Source organism: Leifsonia sp. P73 (assembly GCF_051059105.1).
Classification (GTDB): domain Bacteria; phylum Actinomycetota; class Actinomycetes; order Actinomycetales; family Microbacteriaceae; genus Leifsonia.
Map to the genome: position 1 here is coordinate 1,657,076 of NZ_CP194931.1, position 15,564 is coordinate 1,672,639.

At 72.4% G+C, this 15,564-nt stretch carries 18 protein-coding genes; 12 read left to right on the plus strand and 6 right to left on the minus strand.

The features are described from left to right. Positions 1 to 15 precede the first annotated feature (15 nt). From ACQ86L_RS08420 to ACQ86L_RS08460, 9 genes are all read left to right on the plus strand, one after another. Positions 16 to 1,017, plus strand: a complete 1,002-nt coding sequence (locus ACQ86L_RS08420; protein WP_434318473.1) for a zinc-binding alcohol dehydrogenase family protein — start codon at positions 16 to 18, stop codon at positions 1,015 to 1,017. 13 nt (positions 1,018 to 1,030) lie between these two features. Next, positions 1,031 to 1,930, plus strand: coding sequence for a universal stress protein (locus tag ACQ86L_RS08425; protein WP_434318474.1), 900 nt, complete (start codon positions 1,031 to 1,033; stop codon positions 1,928 to 1,930). 147 nt (positions 1,931 to 2,077) lie between these two features. Further along, entirely contained in the window at positions 2,078 to 3,376 is a 1,299-nt protein-coding gene (locus tag ACQ86L_RS08430) for a GAF domain-containing protein (RefSeq protein ID WP_434318475.1), read from the plus strand. Beyond that, positions 3,373 to 3,669 (plus strand): sensor histidine kinase, encoded by a 297-nt coding sequence (locus ACQ86L_RS08435; protein WP_434318476.1) that lies wholly within the window; start codon positions 3,373 to 3,375, stop codon positions 3,667 to 3,669. The genes ACQ86L_RS08430 and ACQ86L_RS08435 overlap by 4 nt, the downstream gene beginning before the upstream one ends. Next, positions 3,666 to 4,310 carry a response regulator gene (locus ACQ86L_RS08440; RefSeq protein WP_434318477.1) on the plus strand — a complete coding sequence of 215 codons (645 nt, stop codon included), beginning with the start codon at positions 3,666 to 3,668 and terminating at the stop codon, positions 4,308 to 4,310. Before ACQ86L_RS08435 ends, ACQ86L_RS08440 begins: the two co-directional genes overlap by 4 nt. Positions 4,311 to 4,386: 76 nt before the next feature. Then, positions 4,387 to 5,097 (plus strand): BON domain-containing protein, encoded by a 711-nt coding sequence (locus tag ACQ86L_RS08445; protein WP_434318478.1) that lies wholly within the window; start codon positions 4,387 to 4,389, stop codon positions 5,095 to 5,097. A 98-nt stretch (positions 5,098 to 5,195) separates the two neighbouring features. Beyond that, positions 5,196 to 5,594, plus strand: a complete 399-nt coding sequence (locus ACQ86L_RS08450; protein WP_434318479.1) for a universal stress protein — start codon at positions 5,196 to 5,198, stop codon at positions 5,592 to 5,594. Further along, the gene (locus tag ACQ86L_RS08455; RefSeq protein WP_434318480.1) at positions 5,591 to 6,451 is read left to right on the plus strand and encodes a universal stress protein; all 861 of its coding nucleotides are present in this window, start codon (positions 5,591 to 5,593) and stop codon (positions 6,449 to 6,451) included. Before ACQ86L_RS08450 ends, ACQ86L_RS08455 begins: the two co-directional genes overlap by 4 nt. Positions 6,452 to 6,462: 11 nt before the next feature. Next, on the plus strand, positions 6,463 to 7,611 hold the full coding sequence (locus ACQ86L_RS08460; RefSeq protein ID WP_434318481.1) for a hypothetical protein: 1,149 nt from the start codon (positions 6,463 to 6,465) through the stop codon (positions 7,609 to 7,611). A gap of 12 nt (positions 7,612 to 7,623) precedes the next feature. On the opposite strand, the gene ACQ86L_RS08465 is transcribed toward ACQ86L_RS08460, so the two are convergent. Together ACQ86L_RS08465 and ACQ86L_RS08470 are read right to left on the minus strand one after the other, a co-directional pair. Continuing rightward, positions 7,624 to 8,526 carry a universal stress protein gene (locus ACQ86L_RS08465; protein WP_434318482.1) on the minus strand — a complete coding sequence of 301 codons (903 nt, stop codon included), beginning with the start codon at positions 8,524 to 8,526 and terminating at the stop codon, positions 7,624 to 7,626. Then, entirely contained in the window at positions 8,523 to 9,014 is a 492-nt protein-coding gene (locus ACQ86L_RS08470; RefSeq protein WP_434318483.1) for a pyridoxamine 5'-phosphate oxidase family protein, read from the minus strand. Before ACQ86L_RS08470 ends, ACQ86L_RS08465 begins: the two co-directional genes overlap by 4 nt. A gap of 110 nt (positions 9,015 to 9,124) precedes the next feature. On the opposite strand from ACQ86L_RS08470, the gene ACQ86L_RS08475 reads away from it, so the two are divergent. Genes ACQ86L_RS08475 through ACQ86L_RS08485 form a run of 3 tightly spaced genes read left to right on the plus strand, consistent with a single transcriptional unit; the run spans position 9,125 to position 12,043 of the window. Continuing rightward, positions 9,125 to 9,427 (plus strand): DUF5652 family protein, encoded by a 303-nt coding sequence (locus tag ACQ86L_RS08475; RefSeq protein ID WP_434318484.1) that lies wholly within the window; start codon positions 9,125 to 9,127, stop codon positions 9,425 to 9,427. A gap of 34 nt (positions 9,428 to 9,461) precedes the next feature. Beyond that, a complete protein-coding gene (locus ACQ86L_RS08480) occupies positions 9,462 to 11,363 on the plus strand; it encodes a SulP family inorganic anion transporter (protein ID WP_434318485.1) in 1,902 nt (633 codons plus the stop codon). After that, positions 11,360 to 12,043, plus strand: coding sequence for a cytochrome b N-terminal domain-containing protein (locus ACQ86L_RS08485; RefSeq protein WP_434318486.1), 684 nt, complete (start codon positions 11,360 to 11,362; stop codon positions 12,041 to 12,043). The genes ACQ86L_RS08480 and ACQ86L_RS08485 overlap by 4 nt, the downstream gene beginning before the upstream one ends. Before the next feature lie 928 nt (positions 12,044 to 12,971). On the opposite strand, the gene ACQ86L_RS08490 is transcribed toward ACQ86L_RS08485, so the two are convergent. Genes ACQ86L_RS08490 through ACQ86L_RS08505 form a run of 4 tightly spaced genes read right to left on the minus strand, consistent with a single transcriptional unit; the run spans position 12,972 to position 15,405 of the window. Then, positions 12,972 to 13,199 (minus strand): ferredoxin, encoded by a 228-nt coding sequence (locus tag ACQ86L_RS08490; RefSeq protein WP_434318487.1) that lies wholly within the window; start codon positions 13,197 to 13,199, stop codon positions 12,972 to 12,974. After that, positions 13,196 to 14,440, minus strand: coding sequence for an NADH-ubiquinone oxidoreductase-F iron-sulfur binding region domain-containing protein (locus ACQ86L_RS08495; protein ID WP_434318488.1), 1,245 nt, complete (start codon positions 14,438 to 14,440; stop codon positions 13,196 to 13,198). The genes ACQ86L_RS08490 and ACQ86L_RS08495 overlap by 4 nt, the downstream gene beginning before the upstream one ends. Beyond that, the gene (locus ACQ86L_RS08500) at positions 14,437 to 15,024 is read right to left on the minus strand and encodes a ferric reductase-like transmembrane domain-containing protein (protein ID WP_434318489.1); all 588 of its coding nucleotides are present in this window, start codon (positions 15,022 to 15,024) and stop codon (positions 14,437 to 14,439) included. Before ACQ86L_RS08500 ends, ACQ86L_RS08495 begins: the two co-directional genes overlap by 4 nt. A gap of 27 nt (positions 15,025 to 15,051) precedes the next feature. Then, complete coding sequence (locus ACQ86L_RS08505; protein ID WP_434318490.1) at positions 15,052 to 15,405, minus strand: hypothetical protein; 354 nt, start codon at positions 15,403 to 15,405, stop codon at positions 15,052 to 15,054. Positions 15,406 to 15,564: the final 159 nt, after the last annotated feature.

Genomic DNA, 15,564 nt, shown 5'->3' on the forward strand with positions numbered 1-15,564 from the left:
GAACGGAGGCCCGAGATGCCGGTGATGAGAGCGTGGCGCACCACGGGGGCGAGCGGCGGCCTCGAAGCGGTCGAGGACACGGTGCCGGAGCCGGCAGCGGACGAGGTGCTGGTCGAGGTGGAGGTGTGCGGGATCTGCCGCACCGACCTCCATGTGATCGACCACGAGATCCCTGTGCACCGCCCGCGGGTGACGCCGGGGCACCAGGCGATCGGCACGGTGGTCGACGTCGGCGACGACGTGACGTCGCTGCAGCCAGGAGCCCGCGTCGGCGTCGCGTGGCTGCGCCGCACCTGCGGCGAGTGCGCGTTCTGCCGGCGGGGTGCGGAGAACCTCTGCCCGTACTCGGAGTACACCGGCTGGGACGCCGACGGCGGGTTCGCCGAGTACCTGGTGGCGCCGGCCGCGTACGTCTATCCGATCGCGGCGGACGCCGACGCGCTGGAGACCGCACCGCTGCTCTGCGCCGGGATCATCGGCTACCGGGCGCTCCAGCGGGCGCAGCTCCCGCCGGGCGGAACCCTCGGGATCTACGGGTTCGGGTCGAGCGCCCACGTGACCGCGCAACTCGCGATGGCGGGCGGCGCCCGGGTGTTCGCGATGACGCGCGGCGTGCAGAACCGCGAGCTCGCCCGGGAGCTCGGCGTCGACTTCGTCGGCGAGGAGGACGAGGAGCCGCCGGAGCCGCTGGACGCCGCGATCGTGTTCGCCCCGGCCGGCGGGCTCGTCCCGGTCGCGCTGCGGGCCACCGCGAGCGGCGGCACGGTGGTGCTCGCCGGCATCGAGATGTCGGACCTCCCGCCGCTCTCGTACACCGAGTCGCTGTTCCGCGAGCGCGACCTGCGCACCGTCACGGCGAACACCCGCGAGGACGGCGCGCGCTTCCTCGCGCTCGCGCGGAACCTCCGGCTGCGGCCGACGGTGACGGCGGTGCCGTTCGACGGGCTGGCGGGCGCGATCGACGATCTGCGGCGGGGCAGGACCGGCGGCTCGCTGGTGCTGCGCGTCGCCTCGTGAAAAGGAGAGGACGATGACCGACCGGACGGTGGTCTGCTGGGACGGCTCGACGGCGGCGGAGGCGGCGCTCGCCTGGGCGCTCCGCCGCGCGCGCGACGAGAGCTCGACGATCGAGCTCTTCGACGTGGTCGACGTGGGCGAGTTCCTTGGCGACGACGGCGCCCTCGACCGGGCGACCGAGCAGGAGGAGGACCGGCTCGACTCCCGGGTGGAGGAGCTCGCGGCCTCCCATCCCGGCGTCGTGTCCGGAGCGGAGCTGCTGGTCGGGGATCCGCTCGACCTGCTGACCGCCCAGACCAGGGCCGACACCCTCGTCGTGGTCGGCACCCGGCACCGGGTCGGACCGCGCGTCCGCTACGGCTGGTCGCTCGGGTCGCGGCTCGCGACCGCGGCGGCCGGCCCGGTGGCTGTGATCCCCGTCGAAGAGGCGGAGGCCGCGGCGGCGCGGAGGGGCGTCGTGGTGGGGGTGGACGGCTCCGCGGTGGGCCGCCTCGCCCTGGAGTTCGCAGCCCGCGAGGCCGAGGACCTGCGCCAGCCGCTGACGGTCGTGCACTGCTGGGTGGCGCCGCTGTCCGAGCAGCCGCTGGTCGTCCCCGACGACGAGTTCGTCACCTCGCAGGAGAGCGAACGGCAGGACCTGCTCGACGACCACGTGCGCACGGTGGGCGCTGCGCATCCGGGCCTCGTCGTGCACGGGGTCCTGCTCCGCCAGAACCCGATCTCCGGCCTCCGCGTCCAGTCCGAGCACGCGTCGATGCTCGTCGTCGGCAGCAGGCGGCTCACCGGTTGGAAGCGCACCTGGCTGGGCTCGGTCTCCCACGGACTCGTCCTCGACCTCGCCGCTCCCACCGTCGTGGTCGGTCAGGACACGCAGGTGTACGCGACGCCGCAGGAAGCTACACTCGGCGCGTGAGGGCATGCGCCGCTTCCGGACAGCGGCGCGCCGCCTGCTGCCGAGAGGAGGCGCGCCATCCCGAGCGACGAGCCGATCACCTTCCCCGACGCCCCCCGAGCCGAACTCGACCGCGCCCTCGGCGAGCTGGTCGAGCAGGCACGGAAGGTGCTGGACACCCAGGGCAGGCTGCGCGCGCTCGTCCGGGCGAACCGGGCGGTGGTGTCGCACCTGGAGCTGCCGGTGGTGCTGCGGACGATCATCGAGTCCGCCGTCGAGCTGGTCGGCGCGCGCTACGGCGCTCTCGGGGTGATCGCCGAGGGCGGAGGCCTGGAGCAGTTCATCCACGTCGGGATGTCGGACGACGTGGTCGCACGGATCGGACACCTGCCGGAGGGCCACGGGCTCCTCGGCGCCCTCATCGACGATCCGCGCCCGATCCGGCTCGACTCGATCGCCGACGACCCGCGGTCCTCCGGCTTCCCGGAGGGACACCCGCCGATGACGGCGTTCCTGGGCGTCCCGATCACGGTGCGGGACGCCGTGTATGGCAACCTCTACCTGACCGACCCCGTCGGGGGCGGGTTCACCGACGACGACGAGCAGCTCGTCAAGGCGCTGGCCGCCAACGCGGGCTTCGCGATCGACAACGCGCGGCTGTACGCCGAGACTGTCGCCCGGCAGGCGTGGAGCGCGTCCGCCGCCGAGATGACAGCCAGCATCCTGGGGAGCGAAGCGGAGCAGTCGCACGAGGAGCTGGCGACCCGCGCGGCGACCCTTGTCGGGGCGCGCGCCGTACTCGTTCTCTGCCTCAACGTGCACGACGGAGAGTTCCGCCTGCTCGGAGCGAGCGAGAGCGCCGGCGATTTCGACCCGACGACGAACAGCAGGATCCGCAGCGCGATCGAAGGGGCGCAGCCCACGCGGCTCGACGAGCTGAGCGGCATCCGGCTCTCCGACGGCCGCAGCTCGGGGCCCGCCCTGGTCATCCCGTTCGACGGGAAGACGGGCGAACCCGAGGTGCTGATCGCCGTCCGCGCGGCGGGCGATCCCGCCTTCTCGGCGTTCGAACTGGAGCGGACGGTGACGTTCTCGCGCCAGGCCGCCCTGGCGATGGAGCTCGCGGACGCGCGTGCCGACCACGAGCGGGTGGTGCTCCTTGAGGACCGTGCCCGCATCGCCCGCGACCTCCATGACCACGTCATCCAGCAGCTGTTCGGCGCCGGACTGGAGCTGCAGAGCATCCAGTCGGCGCTCGGCGCCGGGCTGCTGGCCGACCGGATCGACGGCACCGTGAAGTCGCTGGACGACGCGATCGCGCAGATCCGCACAGCGATCTTCTCGCTGTCGCGCCAGCAGGGGCGGCCGAGAGCCTCCGGCACCGGCTGCTCGACATCGTTCAGGAGATCGGCGAGGCCCTGCCGCGGCCGGCGACGGTCTCCTTCTCCGGCCCCGTCGACCTGGTGACCGACGCCGCGATCGCCGACGATGTCGCGGCGTTCGTGCGGGAGGGCCTGACCAACGTGGTCCGGCACGCGGGGGCCGGCAGCGCCACGGTCGAGGTCGTCGCGTCCGCTGACGAGATCACGGTCGAGGTGGCGGACGACGGCACCGGGATCGGCGGGATGAGCCGGCGCAGCGGGCTCGCCAACCTGTCCGAGCGGGCGGAGCGCCGCGCCGGCGTGCTCGACGTCGAGTCGACCCCGCAGGGGACGCGGCTGCGGCTCCGGCTGCCCGTGTCGGTCGAGAGCGTGCGATGAGCCCGCCGCCGATCCGCGTCTTCCTCGCTGACGATCACGAGATCGTCCGTCGCGGTGTGGCCGCCCTGATCGACGGGCAGGACGATATGGAGGTCGTCGGCGAGGCGGCGACGGCCGCACAGGCGCGCGCCAGGATCCTCGCCGTGCGGCCCGACGTCGCCGTGCTCGACGTCCGCCTGCCCGACGGAAGCGGCATCGACGTCTGCCGGGCCGTGAAGCAGGCGGAGCCGGGCATCCGCTGCCTGATGCTCACCGCATACGACGACGAGGATGCCCTGCGCAGCGCGATCATCGCCGGCGCGGACGGCTACGTGGTGAAGGATATCCGCGCGAGCACCCTGGTGGACGACGTCCGCGCGGCCCACCGCGGCAAGCGCCTCATCGACCCGCGCGTCGCCTCGCGCGTCTCGGCGACCCTCCGCGAGCCCGCCGACGACCCGCGCTTCGCCTCGCTCGGCCTCCGCGAGCGGCAGGTGCTCGCGCTCATCGCCGACGGGCGGACCAACCGCCAGATCGCCGAGCGGCTCGGGCTGGCCGAGAAGACGGTGAAGAACTACGTCAGCTCGCTGCTGGCGAAGCTGGGGCTGGAGCGGCGCACGCAGGCCGCGGTGCTCCATCTCGAGCATCGCGGGCACGGCTGACCGGTTCCCGACGGTCCGCAAACCTGCGGGACCTTCGACTCATCACGTGCGTCCCCGTCGCACGGATCCTGGGACCATGAGCATCAGCAGCGCACCCGAATCAGCCGCGCCGACCGGCACGGCGCGCACCTTCAGCGATCTGACTGTCCGCCGGGCCGTCGAGTCCGAACTCGCCTGGACACCGGACGTGACCGCACCCGCCATCGGCGTCTCCGTCGAGGGCGGTGTCGTCACACTGACGGGCGAGGTCGGCACCCTCCACGAGCGCATCGCGGCGGTGGACGCCGTGCAACGCGTCGCCGGGGTCCGAACCGTCGCGGACGAGCTGCGCCTGCCCGAGCCGGGCGGCGATCCGCACGGGCGCACGCTCGCCGCTGCCGTCGACGGCATCCTCGCGTGGACTGCGGGAGTCCCGCGGACGGGCATCCACGCCGACGTCCAGGGCCATCGCGTGGTCCTGACCGGCGAGGTCGAGTGGGACTCCGAGCGGGTGGCCGCCAAGCGGGCGGTCGAGCGCCTGCACGGCGTCCACCAGGTCGAGAGCCGGATCGAGCTCACCAGACGGCCGCAGGCCGACGACGTCGCCGAGGAGATCCGGAACGCCCTGGTGCGCAACGCCATCCTGGACGCCGGCAGGATCACCGTCAGCGTCGACGGCGACGAGATCGCTCTGACCGGCTCCGTCGGGTCCTGGACCGAGCACCAGCAGGCGCTCCGCACTGCGTGGTCGTCTCCGCACGTGCGCCAGGTGCACGACCGGCTCCGCGTGGAGCCGCGGGAGATCTGACGCGCGCCGGAAAGGGGTCCGCATGCATCCCTCGAAGGGGGTTCTGCCGCCGATCGTGTGCGGCGTGGACGGGTCGGAGCAGTCCCGTCGAGCCTTCCATGAGGCCGTGCGGCTGGCGCGCGCTCGACGCGCGCCTTCGCGTGGTGATGGCGTGGCAGCCCTCCACCTCGATGTACGACGCGTACTTCCCGGATCCGGAGCGGGCGCCCAAGGTGGTGGCGTTCGAGATCCTGGAGGACGTCGTCCGCGCCGAGTTCGGCGACTCACGGCCCGAGTGGGTGAGCGTGCACGCCGAGCCGGGTCACGCCGGCAAGGTCCTGGTGGACGCTTCGCGCACCGCGGAGCTTCTCGTCATCGGGAGCCGCGGGCTGAGCGAGCTTGCGTCGCCGTTCCTCGGCTCGGTGAGCCTGTACTGCGCCACGCAGGCGGAGTGCCCGGTGCTGGTCGTGCGCCCGGAGAGGACGTCGCCGAACGAGTCGAAGGAGAAGAGTTCATGACCGACAGGACGATCGTGGGATGGGACGGCTCGCCTGAAGCCGGCGTCGCACTCGACTGGGCCGTCGGGCGGGCCAAGGCCGAGCATGAATCGATCGTCCTGGTGGACATCGAGGATCTCGACGCGCTCGCTCCGGGGCAGGTGGTCACCGACGAGCTGGTGGCCCGTCGGCACCTCGCGGCCGACGCCGAGGCGCAGCGCGTGTCCGACGCGAACGGCGGGCTCCGGGTCAGCACCCATGTGATGGCCGGACTGCGGCTCGACGAACTGCAGCGCTTCTCGCGGACCGACAATCTGATCGTGGTCGGGACCGGACGCCGGCACTGGCCTCACGTCCGCTACGACTGGTCGCTGGGCGCGCGGCTCGCAGCGCATGCCCGTGGCGCGGTCGCGATCGTGCCCGAGCCTCCGGGAGCCGGACGCACGACGGTCGTCGTGGGCGTGGACGGGTCGGACGTGTCGCTGAAGGCGGCGAGATTCGCGGCGCGGGAGGCCAGGCGGCTCGGCGGCGAGCTGCGGCTCGTGCACGCCTGGCTCGATCCGCTCGTCGGCATCCCGGAGGTCCAGCAGCCGGACGGCCGCTTCGCGGTCGACCTCGAGAGCGCGCACGACGCGATCCTCCAGTCCGTCGTCCGTACTGTCCGCGCGGCGAACCCGGACCTGCGGGTGACCGCTGCCCTCGTCCGGGACGATCCGAGGCACGCCGTGCTGTCGCACCTCGACGACGCGGCCCTGCTGGTCGTCGGGACCGAGCAGGCCCGCGGGCTCGACCGGATGGTGCTCGGCTCGGTGAGCCACGCGCTCATCCTGGCCATCCGGGTGCCGACGATCGTCGTCGCCCCTGAATGCCTGATCTGAGGAGCTCCGACATGAACACTCGAACCACGCACTTCCTCCGGCTCGCCGGCGCGGCGGCCCTGGGCGGCGCGCTCATCCTGACGCTCGGCGCCTCGGCCGCTGCCACGCCGGCGCAGACCGACGGCTCCGGCGGACCGCACTTCTACAGCGGTGTCGCCGTCGACGTGTCCGGCCCGGTGAACGGAGACGTCTACGCCGCCGGGCAGAGCGTCACCGTCAGCGGCGACGTCACCGGCGATGTGATCGCGGCGGCGCAGACCATCACGATCAGCGGCCGCGTCGACGGCAACGTCCGCCTCGCCGGGCAGGATGTCACGATCACCGGCCAGGTCGCGCGCAGCGGCACGATCTTCGCCTCCGACCTCCTGGTCGCCACCGGCGGTTCTGTGCAGAACGACATCGTCGCGACAGCCACCTCGATCCGCGTCGCGGGCGACGTCGGCAGGGACCTGCTGGTCAGCGTCACCGACCTCCGGATCGACGGGACCGTCGGCGGCGACGTGACCTACGCCAGCGCCACGACGGCGCGCATCGCCGACGGCGCGGTCGCCGGCAGCGTGGAGCACGTCCAGACCCAGCAGTCCTCCGCGCCGCAGATCTCGCCGTGGGCCGCGGTGCTGGGATGGTTCCTGGGGCTGGTCTACGCCCTGGTCGCACTCAGCCTGCTCACCGTCGCCGCCGGCCTGCTCGTCCCCCGGACGCTGGTGCGCGTCACCGACCGGCTTCTGCCGTCGCCGTGGCGGGCGCTGCTGGTCGGATTCGTCGCCGCCGTCGTCGTGCCGATCGGGCTGCTGCTCCTGCTCGTCACGATCGCGGGCGCGCCGCTCGCACTCGCCGGCCTGCTGGTCTGGATCGTGCTGACGCTCGCGACGTTCCTGGTCGGCGCCCATTACCTCGGGCGCGTCGTGCTCCGCACGTCCCCGCACCCGGTCCTGCAGTCGTTCGTGGGCGGCCTGATCCTGATCGTCGGGCTGCAGATCCCGGTGCTCAACATCCTGGTGTGGCTGGCGATGGTGTTCTTCGGGCTCGGCGCGGAGCTGCTGGAGCTGTACCGGCAGCGGCCCTGGAAGGTCGACGCCCTGACTCCTGCGGCGCCGCCCGTGCCGGCGGCTCCGCAGGAGGCGCAGCCGGTCGCGGCGAGCGATCCGCCGCGGCAGTAGCTCAGGCCGTCCTCACCACGTATCCCGGTCGTCCGGCCCGCTCGGCACGACGAAGGAGTACTCCTTCGGTGTGACGAGCACCGGGCACGGGAGGTTCTGCAGCACGTCGTGGCTGACCGAGCCGAGCAGGGAGGAGACGAAGCGCCCGCGGCCGCGCGTCCCGACGACGATGGCGACGGCGCCCGCCCCGCGCTCGATCAGCGCCTCCGCGGGATTCCTGCGGAGCACGATGTCGGTGATCGGCGCCGCCCGCGCGATCGGGACGTCGGCGACCGCCTCCGGGATCACGGCCCGCTCGCGCTCCAGGAACGCGGGATCGGCGTGCTCGCCGGAGTCGAGGGCGGCGTGCAGAGCCTCCGGCACGTCCCACGCGTGGACCGCCTCGACCTCCGCACCCGACCAGCTCGCCTCCGTCACGGCGAGAGCCAGCGCGGAGCGTGCGAAGGCGGAGCGGTCGACGCCGACCACCACGACGTTCCGCTCGGGTCGCGGCGATGCCGGGATCACGGCGACGACGCAGTCGGCCTTCGCTGCGAGTGTCAGCGGGAGGGTGCCGATACGCGCACCGCTGTTCAGCGGCCCTTTGTCGGTGCCCACCACCAGGAGAGCGGCGCCTGCAGCCTCCGCGAGGAGCGCGCCCGCCGGCGGCCCCTCCACCCAGCGGACCTCCACGGCGAGGCCGGGGGCGAGCGTGCGGACGTGGCTCCGCGCCTGAGCGAGCCCGGTCTCGACCGTCGTCTCGAGGTCGAACCGCGGACCGAAGACTGCGCCGCCGAGGCGCGTGTCGATCGCGTGCACCACCTCCAGCGCGCCCCCGCGGCGGGCGACGCGATCGGTCGCCCAGTCGAGCGCCCGCCACGCCGACGGCGAGCCGTCGAACCCCACCACCGTGCGCCCGTCGATCGCCACCGTCACCACTCCCCCTCCATCCGGCCGGTCAGCGTGTGCAGGTTCACCCGGAAGACCACAGCGGCGGCGGAAGGCTGCCCGACCTGCTCCCGCGCCTCCGCCAGCCGCGGAATGTCGAGTGTCCGCATCATCCCGAGCTCGGCCCCTTGATGGCCTTCTGCAGTCGCCGGCACCAGGGGCCGGAAGCGATCGACCAGGAGCCCCATCGCCTCCCTGGCATCCCCGCCGAGGAGCTGCTCGAAGCGGCCCCACGCGATCACGCTGCGCCATCTGTCGATGTGGTCGAGCTCGTCGACCTCGAAGCAGACCTCCGGCTGGGTCCGCAGCGCCTGCACCTTCCTGCCCTGTGCGCTGTGGCAGTAGACGGCGCCGTCACGGTAGGCGAAGGAGATCGGGACGACGTACGGCTGGCCGTCGGCGATCATCCCGAGCCTGCCGATCAGGGCGGTCTTCAGGAGCTCATCGATCTCGTCGCGGGTCATCGAGGTGGGCATGGGGACTCCTCACATGGTCGGCTTCGCTGTCGAGCCTGCCCCGCCCGCGCGCCGCGGACCAGGACCTTCGACCCTTGCCGTGCCGCGGGCGCGCGCGGTCTGATGGCCGCATGAGAAACCACTACGAAGCGCCCCGCATGGGGATGCACGACGTGCCGCCCGCGGGCCGCGTCCTCGTCGTCGCGGTCGTCGCCTGGAGCCTCGCCTGGAAGGGCGCGTCGCTCTGGCGCGCCGCCAGGAACGGCAGCAAGCCGTGGTTCGTCACGTTGCTGCTCACCAACACGCTCGGCGTCCTCGACGCCGTCTACCTGTTCGGGGTGGACCGCCGCCACGGCAGGGAGGAGCTGGAGGAGGTCGCGATCCTGGAGGTCACCGGCGAGCCGGAGCAGGAGGGGCACACGCAGGAGACCTGAGCGACTCACAAGACCTGAACGGGCGGGCTGACGCATGCTGTCCATCCCCCGCCTCCTCCGCGGGCGCGTCCTCGCCGGTCTGACCCTGCGCACGCTGCCGCGCGAGTTGCTGGCCGGAGTGACGCTGCTGGCGATCTCGGTCCCGGTGAACCTCGGCTACGCCCAGATCGCGGGGCTCCCTCCGGCGACGGGGCTGTACACGCTGATCGTCCCGGCGGTGGTCTACGCCCTCATCGTCTCGTCGCGCCAGCTCGTCGCCTCGCCCGACGCCGCGGCGTCCGCGTTGGTCGCGTCGTCACTGGGCGGGATGGCGCTCGCCGGGTCGGGCGACTATCTCGCGCTGGCCTTCGCTCAGGCCATCATCGGCGGCGCCGTCTTCGTGCTCTGCGCCGTGTTCAACCTCGGCTTCCTCGCGGACTTCCTCTCCAAGCCGATCCTCATCGGTTTCGTGAGCGGGCTCGCTCTCGACATCCTGGTCAGCGAGATCGCGACGATGCTCGGGGTGCGGATCACCAGCAGCGCCGGATTCCTCACGCGCGCGGCCGAACTCCTCGCCGGGCTGGGCGAAGCGAACGGATGGGCCGTCGCCATCGCGGCCGGATCGCTGGCCGTGCTCGCCGTCGGTCGCCGATTCGCGCCGCTCGTGCCCTGGGCGCTCATCGTGCTCGTGGCCTCGACCTCGTTGGTGGCGTTCACCGGGATGGAGAGCCTGGGAGTCCGCACGCTGGGGCCGGTGGAGCGCGGCGCGCCGACGGTCTCCTGGCCCGCCATCGGCTGGTCGCAATGGCTCGCGCTCGTGCCCTCCGCGCTGTCGCTGACGATGGTCGCGATGAGCGAGGGACTGCTCGTCTCCCGGGCCTTCGGCGAGCGCCGCGGCTACCGGGTGAACCCGGATCGCGATCTGCTGGCATTCGGCGCTGCCAACATCGCGTCCGGCCTCACCGGCGGGTTCACGATCGGGTCATCGACCTCCCGCACTGCGGCCATGGACCACGCCGGCTCGCGCACCCAGCTCCCCGCGCTGGTGACGGCGGCGGGCACCCTGCTGCTGGTCGTATTCGGCACGGCTCTCCTGGAGCACATCCCGTCGCCGGTGATCGGCGCCATCGTCGCGGTCGCAGTGCTCCCGCTGCTCGACGTCCGGGAGTTCGTCTCGCTCTGGCGGCAGTCCCGGTTCGAGCTCGCGATCGCGGTCTCCTGCTTCGTCGCCGCGCTGCTGATCGGCCCGGTCGCGGGCATTGTGATCGCCGTGGTCCTCGCCCTCATCAACCTCGCCCGCCGGGCGGCGAACCCGGCGATCGACGTGCTGAGCACGACGGACTCCCCCGAGCACTCGCTGCTGCCGGTGGAGGACGAAGTCACCCAGACAGCCCCGGGCCTGATCGTGCTGCGGTTCGCGGCGCCGTTGTTCTTCGCCAACGCGGGGGTCTTCGAGGAGGCGGTGAAGACCGCCGTGGCCGAGGCGGGCCCCGACCGCCTCGAACACATCGTGCTCGACCTTGAGGCGGTCACCGACATCGACGTCACGGCAGCCGAGCGGTTCCACTCCGTCCAGGACTGGTTGAGCGAGCGCGGGATCCTGCTGCACTATTCGCGCGTGCGCCCCGACCTGGAACTGCGGCTGGAGCACTTCGGCCTGATCGGAGACCGCACGCTGTACGGGACGAATCAGGCGGCGATCGACGCGCTCGCCCCTGAGCGGCGACGTCGACACCGAACCGCGGGACCTTCGGCCCGCCCGCCGCCCCCGGCGAGGATCACGCTGGCCTCGACCGAAGGAGGCACCGTGGACATCGTCGCAAGCGCGCCGGGGATCTACCTCGGCTGGGGCGCGTTCACCATCCAGCTCGGCAATCTCATCGTCATCGTCGTCATGCTCGTCCTGTTCGCGCTGGCGCTTCTGCTGCCGTTCCCGAAGGCGAGGCGCCGGCGATGAGCGGGCCGCACGCGCCGGGCGGCCAGGACGAGGAGGTCTACACCTGGACCGGACGCGTCCGCCGCTGGCTCCTGAGGCGCCTCCCGCCGCAGAAGCTGCTGCCGCAGGACCAGCCGAGCTACGTCTCCTCCTGGATCTACGTGTTCGGGATGGCGTCGCTCGCCGCGTTCGCCGTCGTGATCCTGTCCGGCCTGGTGCTCAGCCTCAACGGGCCGGCCTGGTACCACGTCTCCAGCCTCGGGCACTTCACGAACAGCGTGCACCTGTGGAGCGTCGAGCTGTTCTTCCTGCTGATGGTCGTGCACCTGTGGGGCAAGTACTGGATGGCCGCCTGGCGCGGCGGACGGGTGCTCACCTGGATCACGGGCGTGATCGCCTTCGCCGTGTCGATCGCGGCCGCGTTCACCGGCTACCTGCTGCAGACGAACTTCGACTCGCAGTGGATCGCCTTCGAGGGCAAGGACGCCCTCAACGCGGTCGGGATCGGCGCCTGGTTCAACGTGGCCGACCTCGGTCAGATGTTCACGTGGCACATCGTGCTGCTGCCCATCGGCGTCGGCGCGATCGTCGTGCTGCACGTCCTCCTCGTGCGCGTGCACGGCGTCGTGCCGCCGATCGACGCGACCGAGGAGGACGACCAGGTCGTCCACGCCTACAACGAATCGGAGGGGCCGCGATGAAGCGCACACCGAGCATGACCTGGCGGCGCCACGACGACATCGCCGGCCGGCCGTGGCACGGACGCGTCCGCGACTACGACCTCTTCAAGGAGGTCACGATCGGCTTCGTCGTCGTCGGCGCCGTGACGCTCGGACTCGCCGCGGTGTTCGGGTCGCCGGACGAACCGGGCGTCACCTTCGCCTCCTGGTCGGCGGCGGACCCCGTCGACTTCGCGTCGACCGCGACAGCCGAGCTCGGCGGGACGAGCGACACCGCCCAGTACGGGCCGCCGTACAACGACACCCAGGGCGCGACGCAGACCCTCGGGCCGCTCGACCTGCAGAGCCTGTCGGGCGTGCGTCTCCCGGTCGACACCGCGACGGCATACGTGATCGGCCCGTTGAAGACGCTTCCGGCCGTCCCGGCCGCGGTGGCACGCTGGACGAGCGCGTCGCCCGCGCAGCAGGCGAAGTGGACGGCCGCCTACGCGAAGGCTCTGGCCGCCGACAAGGGGACCGCCCTCCCGAAGGCCTCCAGCGCAGAGGGACCCGTCCCCGCGCTCATCACGGCGCTCACCGGGATGGCGCGCAGCGGTGCGCTCGACGGCGCGCTCGCGAGTCAAGGCGGCTTCTACCCGCTGAACCACACGCCGGCGATCCTGTTCCTCGGCGACGGCCAGTACTTCCAGAACCTCGCGGCGGCCCAGCACCTCACCGGGGATCAGTGGGGGATGATGAACGAGACCGGGAACACTCCGGGCCAGGCCTGGCTGTGGCTGTTCTCGCTCTTCTACCAGGTGCAGCCGTTCGCGTCGCTCGCGAACGCCGATCTCGTGATCGTGCTGATCATGGGCGCGCTGACGCTCCTGCTGGCCCTGCTGCCGTTCATCCCCGGCCTGCGCACGTTCCCGCGCTGGATCCCGCTGCACCGGGTCATCTGGCGGGACTACTACCGGGCGACCCGCGTGAGCGCGAGCACCGGGCAGAGTGCCACGGCATCGTCCGCCGCGTCGAGCTCGTCGGCGCGCAGCGGCACGTCCGAGCGCGAGCCCTCCGCGCCGCGCAGTGAGACCGGGTAACCCCAGTCGTCCCGGGCGATGGCGCGGTCGAGGATCTCGGCGCAGAGTCCCCGGCCGTCGCACTTCGTCCAGTCGATGTGGAGGGCGTGGGAGGTCATCGTGCGCTCCGGACGCAGCGGCCGTGGGCGTGCGACCGGACGTCGTGGTCGAAGACCGTGAGCGCGCTCCGCACCAGCCGGGCGGTCCCGTCCGGGTGGTGGCAGGAGCCGCGGCCGACGACGAGGCCCGCGAGCCGGGCGAGGTCCGCGGCGTTCTCGGCGACGGCCTGCCCGGAGGCGACGGCCGCGAACCGGTCGGCCATCGTCGGCAGGCCGAACATGCACGGGCCGCACTGGCCGGCGGACTCCCCGGCGAGGTACTTCACGATCCCGGCGGTCACATCGAGCGGGCAGCGGTGGTCGCCCAGCACGTGGATGATCCCGGCACCCGGCGACGCGTCGAACGGGGCGAGGTCGAGGGCGGTCAGCGGAAGGTCGAAGGCCCGCGCCGGTACCCACGCTCCCTGGTAACCGCCGATCAGCGCGGCGGACACCGTCCCGAAGTCGAGCCCTAGAGCGGCCAGGGTCTCGCGCACGGTGGCGTCGGTGCGGATCTCGTAGACGCCCTGCGTCGGCACGTCGCCGGTGACCGTCACCAGCCGCGTGCCCGGGTCGACCGGGTCGCCCACCGACCGGAACCAGCGGGCACCGTGGCGGGCGATCAGCGCGAGGTGTGCCAGCGTCTCCACGTTCTGAACGACGGTCGGCCGGCCGCGGAGACCCGCGGTCGTCAGGCGCTTCGTGCGATCGACGGGCCGCGCGTCGTCGTTCTCGATCAGGTTGACCAGGGCGCTCGCCTCGCCGGAGACGAAGCCTCCCGCGCCCTTCACGACCTCGATCCCGCGCGCGTCCCGGCGCTCGCCGATCGCGCGCTCGACCGCCCGGAGTGCGTCTCCCTCTGCCACGATGAGCACGTTGCGTGCGCCGATCGTGCGCCCGGCGGCGAGCATCCCGTCGATCACGAGGTGGGGCGCGTTGCGCAGCAGGACGGCGTCCTTGGAGCTGAGCGGCTCGCCTTCCGTGCCGTTGGCGATGAGGATCGGCGCCCGGCCGCGGCGGCGTCCGCCTGCGTCGAGGGCGGCGGACAGTTTGCGCCAGACCGGGAAGGCCGCGCCCCCGCGCCCGGTGAGCCCCGCGGCCTGGAGCTCGGCGAGCATCGCGTCGGGGTTCCGCTGCGGCAGCTCGCCGTAGGCGCGCAGGTGCGCGTCGAGCGTGGCCCGGTGCCCGGCGGAGAAGAGCCGGCCGGCGTCGACAGCGCGCGACGACGCTCCGGAGGTCGTGGGGTCCATCGTCATCGTCATGCGTCGTCTTTCCCTCGGGAGGGGGCGAGTCCCGCGGCGAGGCGCCGCGTGTGCGAGTGCTCCACGAACCGGGCCGACAGCCGCCAGACCACAGCCGCGGCGACCAGGAGGGTGCACCCGGCGGTCACGAGCAGGAACCAGCCGCTGGTGCCGTTCGTCCCGTTTCCGATGCCGTGCAGGACGGCGATCGGCCACATCGCGTAGGTGAACCAGTGCACGAAGCGGAAAGCGCGCTGGCCGATGCGCCGGCGGAGCAGGCCGGTGATCGTGATCGCGACGACGAGGTCGAACGCGACCGTCCCGAGGCCCTGCCAGAACGGCTTGAACGACCCGGCGAACGGCACCACGATGTCGAGCACCGAGAGCTTGGCGTACGAGTCGAAGAGCAGAGTTCCGACGTGGAGCACGAGGAAGACGCACGCGAGCAGCGACACGTTGCGGTGGATCAGCGACACCGAGAACCGCGGCATCCCCGGCAGCGGGCGCCCGGAGCGCGTGACGATGCCGAGCACCAGCGTCAGCGTGAACAGCAGCAGCGCGATGAGGCCGGACGCCCGGCCGAAGGCCCACAGCAGCTCAGTCATCGTCGCTCCCCTCCGTCGGCCTTCGCATCAGGAGCCTGACGAGGTGCCGCTGGAGGTGCCGCCCTGGCTCGGCTGGACCGGGGCCGGGGCGGGAGCCGGAGCGGCGGGAGCGGGAGCCGGTGCGGCCGGAACCGGAGCGGGGGCCGCGGTCGGAGCGGGGGCCGCGGTCGGAGCCGGTGCGGCCGGAGCCGCGGTGGGGGTGGGCGTCGCCGTCGGCGTGGCCGCCGGAGTGCGCGCCGGCTGGGCTGCCGCCGCCGTGTGCTTGGTCGGCGTGCTGTCGAACAGCACTGTGCCGACGGCCGCGGCCGCGCCGACGCTCGTCACGCCGATCACGCCGGTGAGCACACCGACGATCCGCTTGCCTCGTGTCCAGGTCGCCATCCGTCCCTCCTTCGTCCGGGTCGATACCCCCACCATCCCGGCGAATTCTTGACGGATTCTTACGTCACATGGGCAGAACCTGACGATCGGCTATCCATTGCCTAGGCCGCCTGCTAGGCTCAAATATCACGTCGATATTTTACGACGTGTAAAACCTGA